The organism is uncultured Aquimarina sp. (assembly GCF_947500065.1).
Classification (GTDB): domain Bacteria; phylum Bacteroidota; class Bacteroidia; order Flavobacteriales; family Flavobacteriaceae; genus Aquimarina.
Window position 1 is genome coordinate 614,576 of sequence record NZ_CANMQT010000003.1, and the last position, 20,648, is coordinate 635,223.

The 20,648-nt window shown below is 31.8% G+C and carries 20 protein-coding genes; 12 read left to right on the plus strand and 8 right to left on the minus strand.

The genetic code is table 11. The features are described from left to right. Window positions 1-190 precede the first annotated feature (190 nt). The 3 genes from Q0975_RS12720 (at window position 191) to Q0975_RS12730 (ending at window position 1,982) form a co-directional block, all read left to right on the plus strand. The gene (locus Q0975_RS12720) at window positions 191-829 is read left to right on the plus strand and encodes a DUF937 domain-containing protein (RefSeq protein ID WP_299437179.1); all 639 of its coding nucleotides are present in this window, start codon (window positions 191-193) and stop codon (window positions 827-829) included. A gap of 172 nt (window positions 830-1,001) precedes the next feature. Next, window positions 1,002-1,430: a DUF6146 family protein gene (locus tag Q0975_RS12725; protein WP_299437181.1), complete on the plus strand. Its 429-nt coding sequence runs from the start codon at window positions 1,002-1,004 to the stop codon at window positions 1,428-1,430. 30 nt (window positions 1,431-1,460) lie between these two features. Beyond that, complete coding sequence (locus Q0975_RS12730; protein ID WP_299437183.1) at window positions 1,461-1,982, plus strand: DUF6787 family protein; 522 nt, start codon at window positions 1,461-1,463, stop codon at window positions 1,980-1,982. A 15-nt stretch (window positions 1,983-1,997) separates the two neighbouring features. Here the strand turns inward: Q0975_RS12730 and Q0975_RS12735 are convergent, their stop codons facing one another. From Q0975_RS12735 to msrA, 3 genes are read right to left on the minus strand one after another with little or no spacing between them, the layout of a single operon-like run. After that, complete coding sequence (locus Q0975_RS12735) at window positions 1,998-2,312, minus strand: hypothetical protein (RefSeq protein ID WP_299437185.1); 315 nt, start codon at window positions 2,310-2,312, stop codon at window positions 1,998-2,000. 47 nt (window positions 2,313-2,359) lie between these two features. After that, the gene (folE, locus tag Q0975_RS12740) at window positions 2,360-2,956 is read right to left on the minus strand and encodes a GTP cyclohydrolase I FolE (RefSeq protein ID WP_299437187.1); all 597 of its coding nucleotides are present in this window, start codon (window positions 2,954-2,956) and stop codon (window positions 2,360-2,362) included. 10 nt (window positions 2,957-2,966) lie between these two features. Continuing rightward, window positions 2,967-3,524, minus strand: coding sequence for a peptide-methionine (S)-S-oxide reductase MsrA (msrA, locus tag Q0975_RS12745; RefSeq protein WP_299437189.1), 558 nt, complete (start codon window positions 3,522-3,524; stop codon window positions 2,967-2,969). A 148-nt stretch (window positions 3,525-3,672) separates the two neighbouring features. Between msrA and Q0975_RS12750 the strand changes: the two genes are divergently transcribed. After that, a complete protein-coding gene (locus Q0975_RS12750) occupies window positions 3,673-6,105 on the plus strand; it encodes a DUF5916 domain-containing protein (RefSeq protein ID WP_299437191.1) in 2,433 nt (810 codons plus the stop codon). Between the two features lie 54 nt (window positions 6,106-6,159). Further along, a complete protein-coding gene (locus tag Q0975_RS12755) occupies window positions 6,160-6,828 on the plus strand; it encodes an ABC transporter ATP-binding protein (RefSeq protein ID WP_299437192.1) in 669 nt (222 codons plus the stop codon). Between the two features lie 71 nt (window positions 6,829-6,899). On the opposite strand, the gene Q0975_RS12760 is transcribed toward Q0975_RS12755, so the two are convergent. Together Q0975_RS12760 and Q0975_RS12765 are read right to left on the minus strand one after the other, a co-directional pair. Then, on the minus strand, window positions 6,900-7,751 hold the full coding sequence (locus Q0975_RS12760) for a M57 family metalloprotease (RefSeq protein WP_299437194.1): 852 nt from the start codon (window positions 7,749-7,751) through the stop codon (window positions 6,900-6,902). A 498-nt stretch (window positions 7,752-8,249) separates the two neighbouring features. Continuing rightward, the gene (locus tag Q0975_RS12765; protein ID WP_299437196.1) at window positions 8,250-9,212 is read right to left on the minus strand and encodes a helix-turn-helix domain-containing protein; all 963 of its coding nucleotides are present in this window, start codon (window positions 9,210-9,212) and stop codon (window positions 8,250-8,252) included. A gap of 343 nt (window positions 9,213-9,555) precedes the next feature. On the opposite strand from Q0975_RS12765, the gene Q0975_RS12770 reads away from it, so the two are divergent. The 4 genes from Q0975_RS12770 to Q0975_RS12785 all read left to right on the plus strand — a co-directional run bounded on the left by Q0975_RS12770 (window position 9,556) and on the right by Q0975_RS12785 (window position 15,093). Further along, on the plus strand, window positions 9,556-10,329 hold the full coding sequence (locus Q0975_RS12770) for a TIGR02757 family protein (protein WP_299437198.1): 774 nt from the start codon (window positions 9,556-9,558) through the stop codon (window positions 10,327-10,329). Window positions 10,330-10,469: 140 nt separating this feature from the next. Then, the gene (locus Q0975_RS12775) at window positions 10,470-11,930 is read left to right on the plus strand and encodes an alkaline phosphatase PhoX (RefSeq protein ID WP_299437200.1); all 1,461 of its coding nucleotides are present in this window, start codon (window positions 10,470-10,472) and stop codon (window positions 11,928-11,930) included. A 30-nt stretch (window positions 11,931-11,960) separates the two neighbouring features. Next, complete coding sequence (locus Q0975_RS12780; protein ID WP_299437202.1) at window positions 11,961-13,769, plus strand: cytochrome c peroxidase; 1,809 nt, start codon at window positions 11,961-11,963, stop codon at window positions 13,767-13,769. A 100-nt stretch (window positions 13,770-13,869) separates the two neighbouring features. Further along, the gene (locus tag Q0975_RS12785) at window positions 13,870-15,093 is read left to right on the plus strand and encodes a GAF domain-containing sensor histidine kinase (protein ID WP_366888712.1); all 1,224 of its coding nucleotides are present in this window, start codon (window positions 13,870-13,872) and stop codon (window positions 15,091-15,093) included. Here the strand turns inward: Q0975_RS12785 and Q0975_RS12790 are convergent. The 3 genes from Q0975_RS12790 to Q0975_RS12800 all read right to left on the minus strand — a co-directional run bounded on the left by Q0975_RS12790 (window position 15,083) and on the right by Q0975_RS12800 (window position 17,991). Beyond that, window positions 15,083-16,639, minus strand: a complete 1,557-nt coding sequence (locus Q0975_RS12790) for an FAD-dependent protein (protein WP_299437204.1) — start codon at window positions 16,637-16,639, stop codon at window positions 15,083-15,085. The genes Q0975_RS12785 and Q0975_RS12790 overlap by 11 nt on opposite strands. A 150-nt stretch (window positions 16,640-16,789) precedes the next feature. After that, window positions 16,790-17,188, minus strand: a complete 399-nt coding sequence (locus tag Q0975_RS12795) for a RidA family protein (protein WP_299437206.1) — start codon at window positions 17,186-17,188, stop codon at window positions 16,790-16,792. A gap of 74 nt (window positions 17,189-17,262) precedes the next feature. Then, window positions 17,263-17,991 carry an NYN domain-containing protein gene (locus tag Q0975_RS12800; protein ID WP_299437208.1) on the minus strand — a complete coding sequence of 243 codons (729 nt, stop codon included), beginning with the start codon at window positions 17,989-17,991 and terminating at the stop codon, window positions 17,263-17,265. 56 nt (window positions 17,992-18,047) lie between these two features. On the opposite strand from Q0975_RS12800, the gene Q0975_RS12805 reads away from it, so the two are divergent. The 3 genes from Q0975_RS12805 (at window position 18,048) to Q0975_RS12815 (ending at window position 20,629) form a co-directional block, all read left to right on the plus strand. After that, a complete protein-coding gene (locus Q0975_RS12805) occupies window positions 18,048-18,782 on the plus strand; it encodes a DUF2071 domain-containing protein (RefSeq protein ID WP_299437210.1) in 735 nt (244 codons plus the stop codon). Between the two features lie 474 nt (window positions 18,783-19,256). Then, window positions 19,257-19,913, plus strand: a complete 657-nt coding sequence (locus Q0975_RS12810; protein ID WP_299437212.1) for a hypothetical protein — start codon at window positions 19,257-19,259, stop codon at window positions 19,911-19,913. Between the two features lie 206 nt (window positions 19,914-20,119). Then, a complete protein-coding gene (locus Q0975_RS12815; protein WP_299437214.1) occupies window positions 20,120-20,629 on the plus strand; it encodes a porin family protein in 510 nt (169 codons plus the stop codon). Window positions 20,630-20,648 lie beyond the last annotated feature (19 nt).

Sequence of the window (20,648 nt, forward strand, 5' to 3'; positions counted from 1 at the left end):
AGTATTACCAAATTAATAATTATAAAAACACCTTTTGCAAAAACTGTAAAAGGTGTTTTTTTGTTTTAATACTCCTTACAACGATAAAATTAACTTTTCGTCTATTATTTCCCTAAATAAACCCAGATCTATTCTATAATCTTAGAATAAAAAAATGTAACTTTATATCACATAATAAAAAATATAAATCATGTCTGGAATTTTAGATCTTTTAAATAGCCCAATGGGAAAACAAATTATTAGCGGAGTTAGTAGTCAAACGGGACAATCTGCCGATAAAACTGGAAATTTATTAAGTATGGCTATGCCAGTACTGATGGGTGCAATGCAAAAAAATGCAGCTACTCCTGATGGTGCATCAGGCTTATTAAGTGCTTTATCTGGAAAACACTCTGGTGGTGGAATTTTAGATAACCTAGGTGGATTATTTGAAGGTGGTGTTGAAGATAATGTTACTAGCGATGGTGCAGGAATTCTTGGACATATATTAGGCGGTAAACAACCTGCTGTCGAAAATGCTTTAAGTCAAAAATCAGGAATGGATGCAGGATCAGTATCCCAAATACTTAAAGTAGCTGCTCCTATTCTTATGGGTGTTTTAGGAAAACAAACAGCTCAAAATAATGTTTCTGATGCTAGCGGATTAAGTAATATGCTTGGAGGAATGCTTGGAGGAGGTCAAGGATCTAAACAACAATCACTTATTGAATCTTTTCTTGATGCCGATGGAGATGGTAGCATTCTTGATGATGTTGCAGGTATGGTGCTTGGAGGTGGTCAGAAAAAAGGTGGCCTTGGAGGATTGCTAGGAGGTCTTTTTGGAAAATAAATATAACACTATAGTGTTTTTTAAATACGTAAAGAGTCTTGATTGGTATCAAGACTCTTTTTTTAGTATTTGAATATTGTATTCAATAGCTTTTCATACAGTTACTTCATAAAAAATGTTAAACCAGAAAAATATGTAATGTACTTTTTGTAATTTGAAACATATGAAGATTATGAAAAATAGTATATACATATGTATTCTAGCATTATGTATCTATAGTTGCGGAACAACTAAAGATAGGAAATTAGATGTTTCCTCCACAGATAATGCCTCTGATACAGTAAGAATAGCTAATGACAGCTTAGAATATGAAATAATTATAATAGAACCTGGCTTTACTAGTTGGTTAGTAACACAACAACCGAGAGGATATTATTCTCAACAGTTTTTGGAAGTAAGAAATCGGCAGTACGTGACTGAATATAATCAAAGAGTATTGCAACCACAACGATTTGATCCTAATTTATATCTACAACAAATTAATTATGAATCACGCACTGATTATGGTTATGAAGTAAATTATTTACTCTACAATTATTTTCTATTTTTTGAACGACAATATCGACAAAAGTTTTTTGTAAGTAGAGGTCAAAGATTTTGACACAGAAAGTTTAAATTGTATTTTTGCGGCATGCAAAAATTCAAAGATCGCTGGGAGATTAATGCGAATTGGCAACTTGTTTTCCCTGTCCTAGGCCTAATAGGTCTGTTTATTTCGTCTTTTTTATTAAGTAAGAAATTAACTTCTGGAGTTTTAAAATTATCAGAAACTCATGATTCTTATTTCCTAACAATATTAGTAATCACTTTATTTCTTTTTATCCCGTTATTAGGGTTAACTTTAAAGATATTTAATGCTTTAGAAAAAAAATGGAATATTACCTATCGATGGGAACTCATAGCTATTTTTATTGCTTTTGCAATTACAGGCTCTACAGCTGCAAGAATTTCTGATCCTATTATTTCATTACTTGGATTTCAACAAGAGTTTACCAGTGGTTGGTTATATTGGCCATTAAGAATATTATTAATATTCCCTATATATCAAGTAATATTACTAATTGTAGGATGGTTGTTTGGCCAATTTAAATTTTTCTGGTGGTTCGAGAAAAAAATGCTTCGCAGAATGGGGTTTGCGAGGTTTTTAGACTAGAAAACAATAAAGTGTTTACTGGATAACTTCTACTTCAATTATTTTAGCATCTTCATCCATAACTCCCTCTTTACTAATCACAAAGGTGTACAACCACATGATAGTAAATGATGGAATAATATCAGTTCCTGGAAGAATCTCTTCTATAAAAGTTAATACCGAAGCTATCTTTCCTTTTTTACCGGGATACATATCCAACATTTTTTTTGCTGCATAAGGAGCCCACAGAATGTCTAAAAATGGTCCGACAAAAGGAATAGCTAAGGAAGCCATTCCTATTAAATCATATACAATACCTTTTTTTAGTAATTTATATTTTTTGTTCTTCATAAGTTTCTATTTATTAAAGATATAACAAAAAAAATGCCAAAAAATTGTTATGTCAAATTTGCAGTAATTAATCTTAAAAACTCAGTTCGGGTTTCGATTTTTTCAAACTGTCCTCTAAACCCAGAAGTAGTAGTCACCGAATTTTGCTTTTGTACTCCACGCATCATCATACACATATGCGCAGCTTCAATTACCACAGCTACTCCTTTAGGTTTTAAAGTATTATTAATGCACTCTAAAATATCATGAGTTAACCGTTCTTGCACCTGAAGACGTCTTGCAAAAACATCAACTATTCTTGGCAACTTACTTAAACCAACTATATGACCATTAGGAATATATGCGATATGTGCTTTTCCGAAAAACGGTAACATATGATGCTCACACAAAGAATATAATTCTATATCTTTAACAATCACCATATCATCATAATCTTCTTTAAACATGGCACTTTTCAAAATTTCTTCAGGATCCTGATGATATCCTTGGGTCAAAAATTGCATTGCTTTTGCAGCCCGTTCAGGAGTCTTTACTATTCCTTCTCTACTTACATCTTCTCCTAGATCTGTAATTATTGATTTAAATTTATCTTTTACGTCATCAGTGACCTTTATATTGTATTCCTCAAATTTGTTATATGGCATTATATCTATATTAGTTCTGTTCTTCTTTTTTTAATTTGCTTTTAAAAGTACGCTGCAATTTACTCAGTTTTGGGTTAATCACAAACTGGCAATATCCCTGATTACTATTTTGATTATAATAATTCTGATGAAAATTTTCCGCATTATAAAAAGCTCCCGATTCTGTTACTTCTGTAACAATAAGATTATCAAAAACACCTTCACTATTAAGGTTATCAATCATAGTTTGTGCCAGTTGTTTTTGTTCATCATCCTCATAAAATATTGCACTTCTATATTGAGTACCTCGATCAGCTCCTTGCATATTTAATGTTGTAGGATCGTGAGTAGCAAAAAAGATTTCTAGTAATTCATTATAGTTAATTACGTCAGAATCGTATTCGATTTTTATTGCCTCAGCATGACCTGTTCTTCCAGAAGTAATTTCTCGATACGCGGGATTCTTAATAGTTCCTCCGGTATATCCAGAAATTACTTGGTATACACCCTCCAATCTCTGAAAAACGGCTTCTGTACACCAAAAACATCCACCTGCAAAAACAGCAGTCTTCAAATTATTTTTTCCCATATTATTGTTAAAAGGTAAATATTGTTTAACGAATGTACATATATACTAAACAGGGCTAATGCTTTTTAACTTTTCATTAGTATGTCGTTTAACTGTACAATCCTAGTTTTGCAAGTAAGTCGAAAAAGTAAGGATTTTTTTACAAAATATGGATATAAAATTACGCCCTATCATCAGTGTGCTATTCTTATTGTGCACAATTATTTCATTTAGTCAGGAAAAAAAAGAGATTATTGCCCAAAGGATAGATACAGCTCCTAAAATAGATGGTATTCTAGATGATGTGATTTGGGAAAACATTCCTGCATCTGGCAATTTTAGTATGTGGCAACCGGGTAATGAAGGGACAATTCCCGACAATATTCGAACTGAAGTTAAAATGGCGTATGATAACAAAGCAGTCTATTTTGCAGCTTATCTATATGATGATCAACCAGATAAAATATTAAAACAATTTAGTCAACGTGATAATGTATTTGCACAGGCAGATTTTTTTAATATATCGATCAACACCTATAATGATGGGATTAATGAGACTCGATTTTTTATAACTAGTGCAGGAACTATTGGTGATGCACGTGCAGATCAGTTTAATGAAGATTTTAGTTACAATGTAGTATTTGATGCCAAAATATCTTTTGACGAAAAAGGATGGTATGCTGAGTTCAAAATACCTTATAACGCACTGCGATTTCCAGAAGTAGCATTGCAAGATTGGAGTATCAACTTCTTTAGACGTCTACAACACAGAAACGAAACACATTCTTGGAATTTTATAGACAATAAAGTAGGGCAACGTACACAATATAATGGATTAGTAAAAGGTGTCGAAAACATAAACCCTCCTGTAAGACTTACCTTTTTTCCTTTTGTACAAGGATTAGCTTCTAGCTTTGATGGAGAAACAGAAACTGATTTTAGTGCAGGATTGGATGTTAAGTATGGCTTAAGTGATAGTTTTACGCTAGATGCCACTTTAATCCCTGATTTCGGACAAGCAGCTTTTGATGAGGTGCGTCTTAACCTAGGTCCATTTGAACAAACTTTTGGAGAAAACAGGCAATTTTTCACAGAAGGTACGGAACTCTTCAATAAAGGACGGATTTTCTTTTCGAGACGTGTAGGTAATGGTCCAACTGGATTTGTTTCGGATGATGATCTTATGGAAAACGAAATAGCAGAAGAAAACCCTTCTAAAGTAAACTTATTGAATGCTCTGAAAATTTCAGGAAGGACTAAAGGAAATCTAGGAATAGGTTTTTTTAATGCGATTACTGAAAAAACTGAAGTTCGTATAACAGATACTATCACAGGAAATCAAAGAAACAAGGTAGTAGAACCATTAGCTAACTATAATATTTTTGTTTTAGACCAGCAGTTCAATAATAATTCTTCCATATCATTAATAAATACTAATGTTACGCGTAACGGAAGTGATTTTAGAGATTCTAATGTTACTGGCTTAGTATGGAATCTGGCAAATAAAGCAAATTCTTATAGATTAACTGGTCGTTCTATAGTAAGTCAAGTAAATCTTCCTGGAGATAATATTGGTGGTTTTAGGTCAGAACTAGACTTTGATCGTATCAAAGGTAAATGGAGATATGGATTTGGACATGATTTATCAAATACCACTTTTGACATTAATGATTTAGGAGTTAATTTCAGAAATAACTTTAACAGTTTCAGAGTTAGTACATCCTATCAAATTTTTGAACCTACTAAGCTATTCAATAATTACAGAATCAATCTTTTTGCTAGACATCGTAGATTATATAAACCAAGTGTCCAAACATCCAATTCAGTAGGTGTTGATTGGTTTTTTGTAACTAAAAAAAGGTTTGGTTTTGGTGGTTTCACCATTTATGATTCTGATACGGATGATTATTTCGAGCCAAGAGTTGATGGCCGATTTGTAACCTATAGCGAAAATCTTGGTGTTAACTTATGGGTGTCTTCTGATTATCGCAAAAAATTTGCTTATGATGTACGTGTTTTTCATCGTAATTGGTTTGAGGATGATCAACAAACTTATAGCATGAATCTTTCGCCTAGATATAGATTTTCCGATAAGCTCTTGGTTATTTGGGCTACGGATTATTCAATAAGGAAACGTAATTTCGGATATATTGATAACAATGATACCGATGTTTTCTTAGGACAAAGAGACATAACTACTATAGAAAATTCACTTAGCGCTAGTTATAATTTTGATCCATATAAAGCAATCAATCTGCGTTTTAGAAACTTTTGGAGTACTGCGGATTATTCTGAAAACGTTTTTTATGTGTTAAATAACGATGGCACCCGTACACAAACAGATTATGATATTTCTGAAAATGATCCTAACACCAATTTTAATATATGGAATCTTGATCTAAGTTTTAGTTGGCGATTTGCTCCAGGAAGTGAGGCTACCTTACTCTACCGAAATCAGATTTTTAATCAAGATGAACTTTCTACAATTAATTATTCTAATAGTTTAGATAACCTTTTTGGTCAGCCTATTAAACATACATTATCATTAAGAGTGGTTTATTTTCTTGATATAAACAATTTAAAAGGTTCTTTTAAAGGATAATCTTGGCGAATTTTAGGATATTAGTTACTTTCACAGTCTTTAGAAATATAATTGATGATAAAAGCTAAGAATATCCATAAGAATTACGGCGATCTCCATGTATTAAAAGGCGTTGATCTGCATATAAAAGAAGGTGAAATTGTTTCTATTGTAGGAGCTTCTGGAGCAGGAAAAACTACTTTATTGCAAATTCTAGGCACATTAGATAGAGCATCTGAGTTAAAAGGAAGTGATCTATCCATCAATAATAACATCATCAATTTCCTATCTGAGAAACAATTGTCAAAATTCAGAAATGAGCAATTAGGTTTTATTTTTCAATTTCATCAATTATTACCAGAATTTACAGCAATAGAGAATGTATGCATTCCTGCATTTATTAAAAAAGTTCCCAAAGCAGAAGCCGAAAAAAGGGCTAAAGAATTGTTAGGTTTTTTAGGTTTAGAACATCGATGTGATCATAAACCTGGTGAGCTTTCCGGAGGAGAACAACAAAGAGTTGCAGTAGCTAGGTCTTTAATTAATAATCCTAAAGTGATTTTTGCGGATGAGCCTTCAGGAAACCTAGATAGTGAATCTGCTGAAAATCTACATCAGTTATTCTTTAAACTTAGAGATGAATACGGACAAACCTTTGTTATTGTTACGCATAACGAAGAATTAGCAGATATGGCCGATCGAAAACTCGTTATGGTAGATGGTAAAATAGTAGATAAAACTTAAAAAATAAGAGATCGCATATATACGATCTCTTATGATTATGTGTTCAAAGTTCTATGCTTTTAGCTATTTTATTAATACAGATATTCTAATGCTCTAGCGTCATTAGCATTAAAAGATCCTGTATAGTTTCTAGGATTAGTTCCTGGAACTGGGCAAGATATCATTAATGAAGTAATATCAATTCCTGTAGGTGTTCCAGGTATATGAATTGCTCCATCAAACCCTTGTCCTTCATTTTGTCCATTATTGCAAACCCTAGAGAACCAATCTGTATGACGTAGTCCAACACAATGTCCCATTTCATGAGCTATTACGTGTGTACTATATCCTACACCAAGATCATCCACATTAGGTCCTATTCTTGCCCATTTATAGTTTCTACCATTTGATGGAAAACCAGCTAGTCCCCCACTACCCAAATCACTTCGTACATAAACCACTAAGTCGGCAGCCTGATAATTAGTACCAAAAGTTAGTCGTAAATTAAGAGAACTGTTTAAATTATTGAAGTTATTAACCGCTCTCTGTAAACCTGCTCTTGCCGTATTGGATAAACCATTACCGCCTCCACCAGTATATCCAAGTACGTCTATTGTACGATTACCACTAGAGATAAGATTATTTGTTCTGTACTGCTTAGTTCCATCACTTAATGTTTCTAGCCCTTCTAAATCCATCAATCCTTCAATTGGAATAGCTAGGTCAGTATCATTAACAAAATAATCTTCAGTACTTCCATCTAAATTCTTAATTGTTTTGATGGATACTTTTTCGGTATTTATACCTAAACTTGAAAGTTTAAGAAGTTGCTCTTTTGTTGGCTCAATTACTTCTACAGATTCATTAGCTAATTCTTCATTCTGGCAAGAAAATAACAATCCGATCATTGTAATGCTTAGCATCAATGCTTTAAATTTTTTCATAATTTGTAAGTTAATTTGTGAAATTTTAATTTAATAGACAAAATATTTGTCTCAATAGTATTCAACTAATTCATAGAACTCTGAACGATAGTTGAGTAAATGTGTTCTTAAATATCTGGCGCAGAATATATAATACCAATTACATCTAGTAATTTTATAGTATGGTTAAGTGCCAGAAGTGATTAATCATCCAACTTATAGTCTAAATATTAAAAATGGTGAAAATGTAAAGGATGAATTATCTGTACCTAGAATTTATATTCTTCCGGAAATAGTGATTAACGCACTATATTTAGATATAGGAAATACATACATAGTATAAAAATAAAACAATAACCGTATGGCGGTTTTTTGATAGTGGTATCATTAAAGTTGAGTTTGTGTTAGTTGAAGCTAATTTCTACAATATTGTAATCCAAATCAACAAATGAATGTCTCAAAACACGATTTAAGATGTCTTAATTCAAAAACAAGACATCACAAAACGCTTATTTTTAGCTATTTGTATTTTTTTATATAATCTAAAGGAGAAAGACCAACTATGTCCTTAAAGTTCTTATAAAACGAAGCTCTTGAATTGAACCCTACCTCATCTGCAATAGCAGAGATACTATATTTTTTGTATTCTTTATTTGTCAATCGGTTTTTAAATTCTTCAATTCTATATGCATTGATGTAGCTTGTAAAATTCTTCTTTTCAATCTTATTAATAGCTTTCGAAATTGTTCTTTCGGGAAGATTAATTTTTCTAGAGAACGTTTTGAGGTTCATTTCTGGATTTAGATACAACTTATTTTTAACTAAATAAGCTTCTATATTATTTAGAACCTCTTCTAATTCTTCTTTACTTTCGTTGACTTCAGGTTGAGAAGATATTACATTATCAATATTGATTTGAATTAAGCTTCCTATAGTAATATAATAAAGGGAAAATAAAGCTGTAGTACAAAAAATTACTGGTAAATAAACACTATCAGGATATATTGATACTAAATTTCTAATCACATTCAAAAAGATACAGAGGAAACAAAATATTACCAACCACTTTAGAGACTTAAATTTAGTATTCTGAAAATGAATAAAAAGTGATTTCTGATGTCTTAAAGCAATCCTTATAATCAAAACGCAAATTGACACAATATATATAGAAGAAATTACCCTGAAAAATTGTAAAAACGCATAATCTTCTAGTATTTCATAGAATTGAGGATTTACAAGTATTGCAATGAATAAAACAGAAAGTGCCAAAAATTCGATAACTGCAGGGATATAATATATTATTTTAGTTCTGGTACTTATTCCTGCAGTTTCTAGAGCATAGAAAAACAAAAAAATAATACTGAGAAAATCAAACCTCACTGGAGCATAGTATATTGCTGGGTTATCAATAAACTTAAATAAAAAGTACATAACAATCTCCACAAATAATGTGAAGAAAAATAATCCTAAGTATCTATTCACGTGTAACTTCTTTGATCTATACAAAAGAAGTACAAATGATATAATTAAAGTTTGTAAGCCACTTATCAAAAATAAAGTATCCTTTGCGTTCATACTGAAATTCTTAATTAATACTCAATTACCTTAATAACTTACTTTATTTGTATAAAATTATCCAATCTAAGTAAACTAACAAAAATTAGTTTAATGGATAACAATTATATCATAACTGTTATATATTACAATTTAATACAAATTTGATTTTAATTAAACTTAGACTAAACGATGTATTAATACAGTATTATTTTTTAATATTGATAATTACTTGGCAAAAAAACAATTCATTATATAGCTCTAATAGATTTTGAAAAAACTAAACAAAACCGAACTTAAAGAATTTCTTGATGAAAAAGCTGCTTTTTATGAACAACCAAAATTTATAGAAACGGACCCTGTTCAAATTCCTCATTTATTTACACAAAAAGAAGATATAGAAATAGCTGGTTTTCTTACCGCTATTATTTCTTGGGGAAATAGGAAAAGCATTCTTAATAATGCCCATAAATTAATGTTGTTGATGGGTAATTCTCCATATGATTTCATAATGAATCATACAGAAACTGATCTCGATAACCTTGAAGGTTTTGTTCATAGAACCTTCAACAGTATTGATCTCACTTATTTTATGAAAGCATTACAAAACATCTATCATAATTATGGCGATATGGAAGGTTTTTTTAAACAGCACAATAATGAAGATTATCTACAAAATGCAATTCATCATTTTAAGAAAGAGTTTTTTAGTTTACCGCATCAACCCAGAACTCAAAAACATATAAGTGATCCCAACAAAAACTCCGCTGCTAAACGAATCAATATGTTCTTTAGATGGATGGTACGAGATGCCAATGCTGGTGTAGATCTTGGTATTTGGAAAAGCCTATCCCCTAAACAATTATCATGTCCTTTGGATGTACACTCTGGTAATGTTGCCAGAAAATTAAACTTGCTAAGCAGAAAACAAAATGATGGCAAAGCGCTACACCAGTTAGATGTTAATTTAAGGTTATTGGATCCATTAGACCCTGTAAAATATGACTATGCCCTATTTGGATTAGGGGTTTTCGAAAAGTTTTAACTTAGAACAATTCTAAAGAATAACATGCTGTTTACATTCTAAACATTAGGGTAATGATAATGTAATAAACATAAAACATCTTCATAAAATTCAAGAATCGACTGTGGCCTACTTTTGTGTAAACAAATTTACACACAGTCATGAAAAATTACTTTAGCCTTACAATTCTTTTATTTAGCTTACTATTCATCTCATGTAATGATGATGATGATACTACAACACCGCCTGTAGGAGATCTAATACAATTAGAAAGTAGATCTACTTCTCCCGTTCTATTAACAAAAATGTCTGGTTTTATGGATATAGAAATCTATAATCTGCTTTCTTCCGAAGACACATATATAACCGACTTTACCTATGGATCCATGGCGGATGGAGCTGGATTGCTTCGCAATACAGATGGCACCTACACATTAATCAATAATATTGAAGCAGATTACGCCATAGCCAGAATTACATTAGATGAAACATTTAAGCCTATAAAAGGAGAACATATCCTTAATGCTGTTGCTACAGCCAATACCGCACAATGTTCTGGATCTATGATTTCTCCAGAAGAACATGGTTTTGGACCAATATATCTTTCTGGAGGGGAATGGGGTGGAAATTCTAAAGGAGTTTTTGCTACGGATCCATACAGAGATCCTTCTGTTGCTTCTTCTCCGAAAATGTTAACTGCTATGGGACAATGGTCTACAGAAAATGCAGTAGCCATCGGAAAAGATGCTTATCCCGATAAAACCGTTGTCTTTATTGGTGACGATAACAGTAATAATGAAATTCCTTCGGGTCAACTGGGAATGTATGTAGGAAATAGAGGAGATCTTGAAGGAGGTAAATTATATGGATTGAAAGTTACTTCTCCTGGAGTTACATATGAAATGGATATGGAAGAAGGTACAGTATATGATATGGAGTTTGTAGAGCTTACCGAAAAAGATATTGACCTATTAGATACTGAAGCCAAATCTAAAGGTGTTATGGGATTCTCTAGATTAGAAGATATCGATTGGAGAAGAGGTACTGCTGCTAACAACAGAGAAGTATACTTAGCAGTTACAGGAAGAGATAAGCCAGATCTTATTGGGAAAGGAACTCGATCTGGAAGAGTTTATAAAGTTGTCTTAAACGAAAATGATCCCACTGGTGCTGGTAAAATCACTTGCGTATTAGATGGCGATAAAATTGGTGGTAAAGCTGAAGCTTTTCATAGTCCAGATAATATCTTAGTTACAGAGAACTATGCATATATACAAGAAGATCCTAATGGAATTCAGGATTTTAAACCAGCTGCCAATCACTATGCAAGACTATATCAATATGATCTTAACTCAGGAGTTTTAAAAGTTGTTTTAGAATGTGATCAGACAACCGCTGCAAATCTAGGATACGGAACCTTAGATCGTATTTGGGAAATTACTGGAATGATTGATATCTCTGATATCATTGGAGTTGATGAAACATTTATTTTGATCACTCAAAATCACGGATGGGAAAGAGCCGACGGGACTCCTTTTACAGATCCTAATGCTAATCCAAACCTTGCAGACAGCAGAAAAGAAGGAAGTATGCTATACATAATCAAAGGGTTAGGTAGGTAGTATACTACTTAAAAACACATAACATTTCACATGCAATTATTGTCAAATTTTAGAATAAACAAAAGGGCTTATCTAACGATAAGCCTCTTCCTATTACTTATCGTATCCTCTTGTTCAAGAGATGTTAAAATTAAAACAGGGAAAACACCTTTTACTACTGTAATGCAGAAACAGTTTGATACGGATATCACATTTGCAATCTCTTACCTTGATAGTATTAAACATAATCCTATCGAAGCTAGTGATCATTTTAAAGAAGCTAAAAAATACTTCAAAAAAATAGAGCCCATTTTATCCAGCCTTGATGTTGAAAACTATGGATTTCTTAATCAACCAAATATACTGAAGGTCGAAGAAGAAGATTTTACAGATATAAAAATCAAATCTCCCAGTGGATATCAAGTACTAGAAGAGGAAATTTACGTAGATCAAATAGATACTATTTCTATCCTAAAGCACGTCAATTTAATCACCAACAGACTAAAGCTTATTAAGAAAAATACCAGCTTTAAGCATGTAAAACAATATCACTTTCTTTGGTTATTTAGAAAAGCAATCACCCGAGTAGCACTTACAGGGATTACAGGTTTTGATTCTCCCGTACTAGAAAATTCACTAGAAGATTCTCAAATAGTTTATCAAAGTTTACTTACCTATTTATCAATCTTTGAAAATGAATTTAATAATGAAAATTTATTTAAAGCTTGGTGTATGGAGATCAAAACTACTTTAGATAATTTACAAGGAGATTTTAATAAATTCGATCGCTATCATTTCATTAAAAACCATACACATAAACAGCTAACGCTTTGGAATCGAACAGTTACAGACTGGAAAGTGGATTTTCCTTTTGAATTAGCCATAAAAAATGATGCTATATCTCTTTTTTCTCCTGACACTTTTAATGTGAATTATTTTGCTGATCAAAGTCAAAAAGAAATTTCTTCGGAAAAGATTTCACTTGGCAAAAAACTCTTTTATGACACCAATCTCTCGGATAACAAACTAATAAGCTGTGCGACCTGTCATCAACCAGAAAAAGCTTTTACAGATGGTCTTAAAATATCTAAAGGAGTAAAACGCAATAGTCCTACACTATTGTATACTGCATTGCAACAGGCTTTTTTTTATGATAAAAGAGCAGGTGGATTAGAAGGTCAGATCATTAACGTAATAGAAAACGAAAACGAGTTTCATACTAATTTAGAAACTTTAGAAAAAGTAGTTTCTAAAAACAGCACATATACTCTGGAGTTTGCTAAGGTTTATCCTAATCGAAAAATAAACAATAATGATATCAGAAATGCTATCGCAAGTTATATAAGAAGTTTGATTCCTTTCAATTCCAAATTTGATAGAAATATCAACGGCATTGAAAATACACTTTCAAATAGTGAAATTAATGGATTCAATCTCTTTAATGGAAAAGCCAAATGTGCTACTTGTCATTTTGCACCAATATTTAATGGAACGGTACCACCAGATTATAAAGAATCTGAAATAGAACTAATAGGTGTTCCTTCAACTAATGATACGATTAATGCTTCAATAAGCAAAGACCTTGGTAGATACGAAGTTTACAAAACACCGGAACGAAAATACTTTTTTAAAACTCCTACGGTACGAAACTCTGAAATAACAGGACCATATATGCATAATGGTGTATACAATACTTTAGAAGAAGTACTGGATTTCTACAATCGTGGAGGTGGCGCTGGTATAGGCATCGATCAAAAATATCAAAGCTTGCCTCCAGATCCTTTGAATCTTACAAAACAAGAGATCAATGATGTTATTGCATTTATAAAAAGTTTAAATGAAAACATATCTGAATATTAGATATTTAATAGCAAAAAAAATAAACTAGGAAGGGAATTCTTAATTTCTAGTTTTTTTTTGTTAATTTTATTAAGAATTGCATCATACAAGGCAATTCTTGATGAAGATGATTGTACCGGAACTCCCCATTAATGAAGATTTTAGAATTGAAGCTTTAAAATCGTTAGGTATTCTTGATACCAAAGCCGAAAAAGAATATGATGATATTACTGCGTTAGCTGCGTATCTATGTGATACCGAGATTGCCTTAATATCATTGGTGGATAGTAATAGACAATGGTTTAAATCCAAACACGGATTATCTATCAGTGAGACTCCAAGAGAACAATCTTTCTGTGCACATACCATATTAGAACCAGAAAAACCCTTAATAGTAAAGGATGCTAGGTTAGATGAACGATTTTATAAAAACCCACTTACAGAAGAAGAAAAAATTGTAATCTTTTATGCGGGTATTCCTTTGATTGATAAAAATGGTTTCCCTCTAGGTACATTATGTGTTATCGACAGCAAACCCAAAGAACTAATTAACAAGCAATTAGAATCTTTAAAATCACTAGCTAATCAAGTTGTTATTCTATTTGAACTTAACAAAAAGAATAAAGACCTTGAGAAAATAGAAGATAAACTTAGAAAACGAAACGAATCTTTAAAAGAATTTGCAAGAGTAATCTCTCATGATCTAAAAATGCCATTGGCTAATGTGATTACCACATCGGACTTATTAAAACTAAAATTGGCAAATAATCTCGATAAAGAGACTTCAGAATATTTTGAATATATAAAACAATCCTCATTCTCCATGAGCGATTATATCAATGATGTATTAGATCATTACGAAAGTGACAGTTTGGTAAAAAACAAACCTGAATCATTTAAGTTAAATTCACTTCTGAGAGAGATTACGGAATTACTTAGTATAAAACCTGATTGTACTATCAATTTTCCAGAATCAAATCCTACTTTAGAATGCAACAAATCCGCACTAAAGCAAATATTTTTTAATCTGATTGGTAATAGCATAAAATATAATGATAAGGAACATATCATTATAGATATAGATCTTACGGAAGATACTATATTCTACTATTTTAAGATAACAGACAATGGAATGGGGATCCCTGAAGATATGATTGAGTCCATTTTTGAATTATTCACTACTGCCAACGGAACTGATAGAAGTGGCAACAAGGGTAATGGAATAGGCTTATCTACCGTAAAAAAGTTAGTAGAAACTCTTGAAGGGTGTATCAAAGTAAAATCCAAACTAGAAGTACAAACAACATTTGACTTTTCTATAAAAAAACCAACCATTAACGCATAGTAGCGATACAAGCTTCGGTGCATTTTTCTCCATCAATTGCTGCAGAAATAATTCCTCCGGCATAACCAGCACCTTCTCCACAAGGGTATAGTCCTTTTATTTGAGTATGTTCTAAAGTCTTTCGATCCCTAGGAATTCTAACGGGTGATGAAGTTCTAGATTCTGGAGCATGAACAACAGCTTCATTTGTAAGATATCCACGCATATTCTTATCAAAAGCTTTAAAACCTTCCTGAAGGGTATTATGAATAAATTTCGGAAAAACCGCTCCCATATCTATCGAACTTAAACCAGGTTTATAAGAAGTCTCCGGTAAATCAACGGATACCTTTCCTTGTGTTAGATCTACTAATCTCTGCGCGGGAACTCGTTGGGTTTCTCCAGCTAAACGCCAGGCTTGTAGTTCTATTTTTTTCTGAAAATACATTCCTGCTAAAGGCCCATATTCCGAAAATTCTTTAAAATCTTCTAAACGTAACTCAACCACAATTCCACTATTAGAAGTTGGTTGATCTCTTTTAGAAGGCGACCAACCATTAGTCACCACTTCTCCAGGACTAGTCGCACAAGGAGCTATAACACCTCCAGGACACATGCAGAAAGAATACATGCCTCTACCTCCAACCTGCTTTACAATACTGTAAGGAGATGGTGGAAGATATGGACCACGAATCTCACATTTATATTGTATCTGATCTATTAATTGCTGAGAATGTTCCACTCTAACGCCTAAAGCAAAAGGTTTTGCTTCAATTTCAATCTGTTTTTTATATAATAACTCAAAAATATCTCTGGCCGAATGTCCAGTAGCTAAAATCACCTTATTTGTATCAATCTTATCACCGTTATGAAGAACTACTGAACTAATTTCAGAGTTTTTAATACTAAAATCCGTTACCCGAGTTTCAAAATGTATTTCTCCTCCATGTTCCTTTATTTTTTCTCTAATTGCGGCAATAATTGCAGGCAATTTATTGGTACCTATATGAGGATGTGCTTCTACTAAAATTTGATCTGTAGCTCCAAAACCAACCAAAAGCTGAAGAATTCGATTTACATCTCCCCTTTTCTTAGAACGTGTATATAATTTACCATCACTATAAGTTCCTGCTCCTCCTTCACCAAAACAATAATTAGAATCTTCATCTACGATATGATCCCTATTGATCGCCTTAAGATCTCTTCTTCGATTACGAACATCTTTACCTCTTTCTAGCACAATTGGTTTATATCCCAATTCTACACATCGCAAAGCTGCAAATAATCCTGCCGGACCAGCTCCAATAATGACAATCTCACTTGCCTTTGACACATCTGGATATTCCGGTAATGAAATAGGTTGTTCTATAAAATCTTCCTGTACATATACCTTAATTTTCAGATTTACTTTAATAGTTTTTTGACGAGCATCAATAGAACGTTTCAAAACCTTTATATATCTGATTTCTTTTAATGGGATACCATTTTTAGCGGATACCTGAGCTTTTAATCGATCAGAATCCGCTGCTATTTCTGGCGGTACTTGTATGCTAAATTCGTATTGCAAAGGATGTTTCTTCTAATATTTCGCGAAGATACAATATTCTTTATCTTCAAAACTTAAATAGATAGGATCTCTAATGTGAATATAAGTAGTCGTTTTAATTACGTTTATATAATGTTAGTAATCTATGTTCGCTTTTCTTCATTTTAGCTGCTAGTCCAAATCTTTGACAGCAGTGCCAGTAATTTTAATTTTTCCCGAAAAAGGTAATGCTTCAGCTTGGTATATCGTTCGCGCTGGTCGTTTACTCTCTGGAAATAATTCCACAAACAATTGATTGATTTCAGGAAGGTCATTCAAATCATTAAAAGCAATATCAATAAATACGATATCCTCTTTTTCAAACCCAGCATTCTTTATAGCTGCAAAAAAATTTGAAAACGCTAATTGAGCTTCCTTTATAGCAGTTCCGGAAACGAATTTTCCATCACTATTTACAGATAATTGTCCACTAACAAAACACATATTATTTACAACTACAGCATGACTTATAGGGTTAGACCATTTTGGTAAGCCTTCTCCTTCTAAAATATATTTTTTTTTATTACTCATAATCATTTTCGATTAATCGCTAATAACCCAAAAATGATTTAAATACATCGAAAATAATTATACACGAAGAAGTACTATTTATTACGAACATAAATAAGTTTAAATTTTCGACTATTATGATCACGTTGATCTATCTCAAATTGTTTTAGGGATTTAAACAAAGGAGTTAATTTTGCAAATCCGAAATTTCTTGAATCAAAGTTAGGTTGTTTCTTAAGAATCATAGAACCTACATCACCCAAAAAAGCCCATCCATCTTCATCCGCTGCATCATCAACAGAATTTCTCAATAATCTTATAATTTTAGGTGTGATTTTATCAATATCTGGTTTTTCAGATTTTTCTATACCATCATTTTTCTCAGGATCCTTTTTCAAGATTTCGAGATAAATAAATTTATCACAAGCTACAATAAAAGGATCTGGTGTTTTCTTTTCTCCAATTCCATATACCACTACACCTGCTTCTCTTAATCTCATGGCTAGTTTAGTAAAATCACTATCTGAGGACACCAGGCAAAATCCGTTAACTTTTTCAGAATATAAGATGTCCATTGCATCTATAATCATGGCAGAATCAGTTGCGTTCTTACCTGTAGTATAACTATACTGTTGTATGGGGTTTATAGCATTTTCCAGTAGGAGATTCTTCCACTTGGCTAAATATGGCTTTGTCCAATCTCCATAAATACGTTTAATGGTAGGAGTTCCATATTTAGTAATTTCTTCCATCATCTCTTTTACATACTTTGCTGGAATATTATCACCATCAATGAGGACTGCTAATTTTGTATCTTTAATCATGTTTTTAAAGGTACATAAATACAATATCTAAAAAAAAACATTCAATAAGTAATCTAATGACCATTAACGAAATATTAAAAAATACGCTGCACCGACCTTGGGAACTACCGAATAAAGACTGGAAGTTTTATCAAGAATGGAATAAAGCAATTTTCTTGCATTGGAAAGTAGATTATGATGAGCTAAGAAAATTTGTACCTAAAGAATTAGAAATAGATTTATTTGAAGGAAATGCATGGGTTTCATTAGTGGCATTTTCTATGGAGAAAATTAGGCCAAAAAATCTACCACACTTCGCTCCTATTTCTAATTTTGGTGAAATTAATATTCGGACATATATCAAATCAGGAAAAAAGACGGGAGTTTATTTCTTAAGTATTGAAGGAGGGAAAAAAATTTCCTGTAAGATTGCTAAGGAAATTTCAGAACTACCCTACCGATATTCTAAGATGAAGAGAAAATCAAATTCTTATGTATCTCAGAATACCGAATTTAACGACAGTTTTGAAATTCAATTCAATCTAGGAAAAGAACAAAAAACTAAATCCAATCTGGACATCTGGTTAACAGAACGATATGCTCTTTTTCAGGATACTAAAGATGCTATTAATGAATATGAAATTCATCATCCTGTTTGGTCTTTACAAGAAATAGAAATTAAAAGCTTAACTACTCATTATGCTCGCTTCGAGAATTTACTGAAAGGAACACCTAATCAAATTGGGTATTCTAAAGGGGTTCAGGTAATTGCTTGGGGAATGCATAAAAAGAAATTAACTGATTATTATTAACTAAGACGTACGAAAGATATTAATACGATAAAATATTTTAGATTTTTAAAAAGTTTGATTTTAAGCTAAATTCCTCTAATACAATACAGAAACTCAGTTTTACGTTTACATACTTATTGATAATAATTCGATAACTATGAAACACATTGAAGACAAAATATCAAGGTTTATAAGTAAAAATCTCAACGGACTAAAGCCTAAAGGTACAATTGAATGTTTTCTTGATGATACATCCTCTATATCTTGTAAAAGCACTTATTCATCAGGTTTACTAAGTCGTTCTGAACAAAAATTCTTTGAAAATCTATCTGAAAAAGACGCTTCTGAATTTCTTACTATGGTAAATAAGCTTATAAAAAAATCTTCAAATAACAATAATCGTTCAATACGTTCCTGCTTAATTAATTTTAATTCGATTAAATTTGAATTCAATTATTATTAAACGAATCAAAAACATCATTTACATCACCATATTTGGAAATAAAAACACTAAACATATTTTCAAGAAACCTAGAACAACAAAAGGAATTTTATAATGACCTATTAGGGTTTCAATGTCAAAAAAATATAGATACCCTCAGTCTTTTCACTCAAGAAAACACATTAATATTCAGAAAGTCCAAAAAAGATTTCTATTATCATTTTGCGTTTTTAATACCAACGGGCTCAATCCATAAAGCAATTGATTTTTTAGAGAATAAAAATATTTCACTTTTACCTTATAAGGGAGAGAAAATAATTCAATTTGATAGTGGTAGCGCTATTTATTTTTATGATAAGGATGAAAATATAGTTGAGTTTATTGAGCGTCCATTAGTAAATTATCCCAAAAGCAATAATTTTTCTATTGATCAAGTGATCAAGCTTAATGAAATAGGGCTACCACATATAGATCCTATAAAAATGGCAGATACTTTGATTAATGAATTTGGAATTAACCCGATCAACAAAAATATGTTACGTGAAAAATTTTGTTGGGTTGGTGACCATAATGGAGTAATCATTGTAACAAGAGAAGGTAGAAATTGGCTCCCAACCGATAGACCCGGAATTGTAAATGATTTCACTATCTGTTATGAAGAAAATGGAAAAGAATACAACATCTCTTTTGAAAACAACGCAATAAAATAAAGCGCTAAAAGTTATTTTTTACAAAAAAAGCATTGAAAATAGGTTTTAATCCGAAAAAACAAAGCTTTCGTCGATCCTTTCTAATACTGGGATTCCCAAGGTTCATACTTCAAAATGGCATTTATTTCTACTTCAATTACGTTGTTTTAACCTTTTATTAATATATAAGTTTCTATATTTGATTGAACAAACAATTAATTAGACTTATGAAAAAACTATTTTTATTGGCCATTGTGCTTATCGGTTTTACAACAATTTCTAATGCCCAAAGTTTCAAGTTTGGTGTTAAAGGAGGAGTTAATTTTGCTAATGTAGATTCTAGGTTCGATACGGATGCTAGAACTGGTTTTCATATTGGTGCAGTAGCTACATTGGGTTTAGGAGATAAATTTGCGATACAACCTGAAATTTTATATTCCGCTCAAGGAACGGATGATGTAGATGTAGATTACGTAAATGTGCCTATTTTATTTAAGTATAAATTTTTAAAATTCTTTGATGTACATGCAGGACCACAGTTTGGTATCGTTGTTAATGATGGTTTCCAAGCTGGAGAACCAGAAAGTTTTGATCTAAGTGCAGCTGCAGGTGTAGGTGTCAAATTTTTAAAATTCTTTGCTCAAGCAAGATATAATCATGGTGTTACGGATGTTCAGGATGGTATTAGCACTAAAAATAGAACTTTCCAACTTTCTGTTGGATATTACATCTTTTAATAAGAAACTATATATAAAT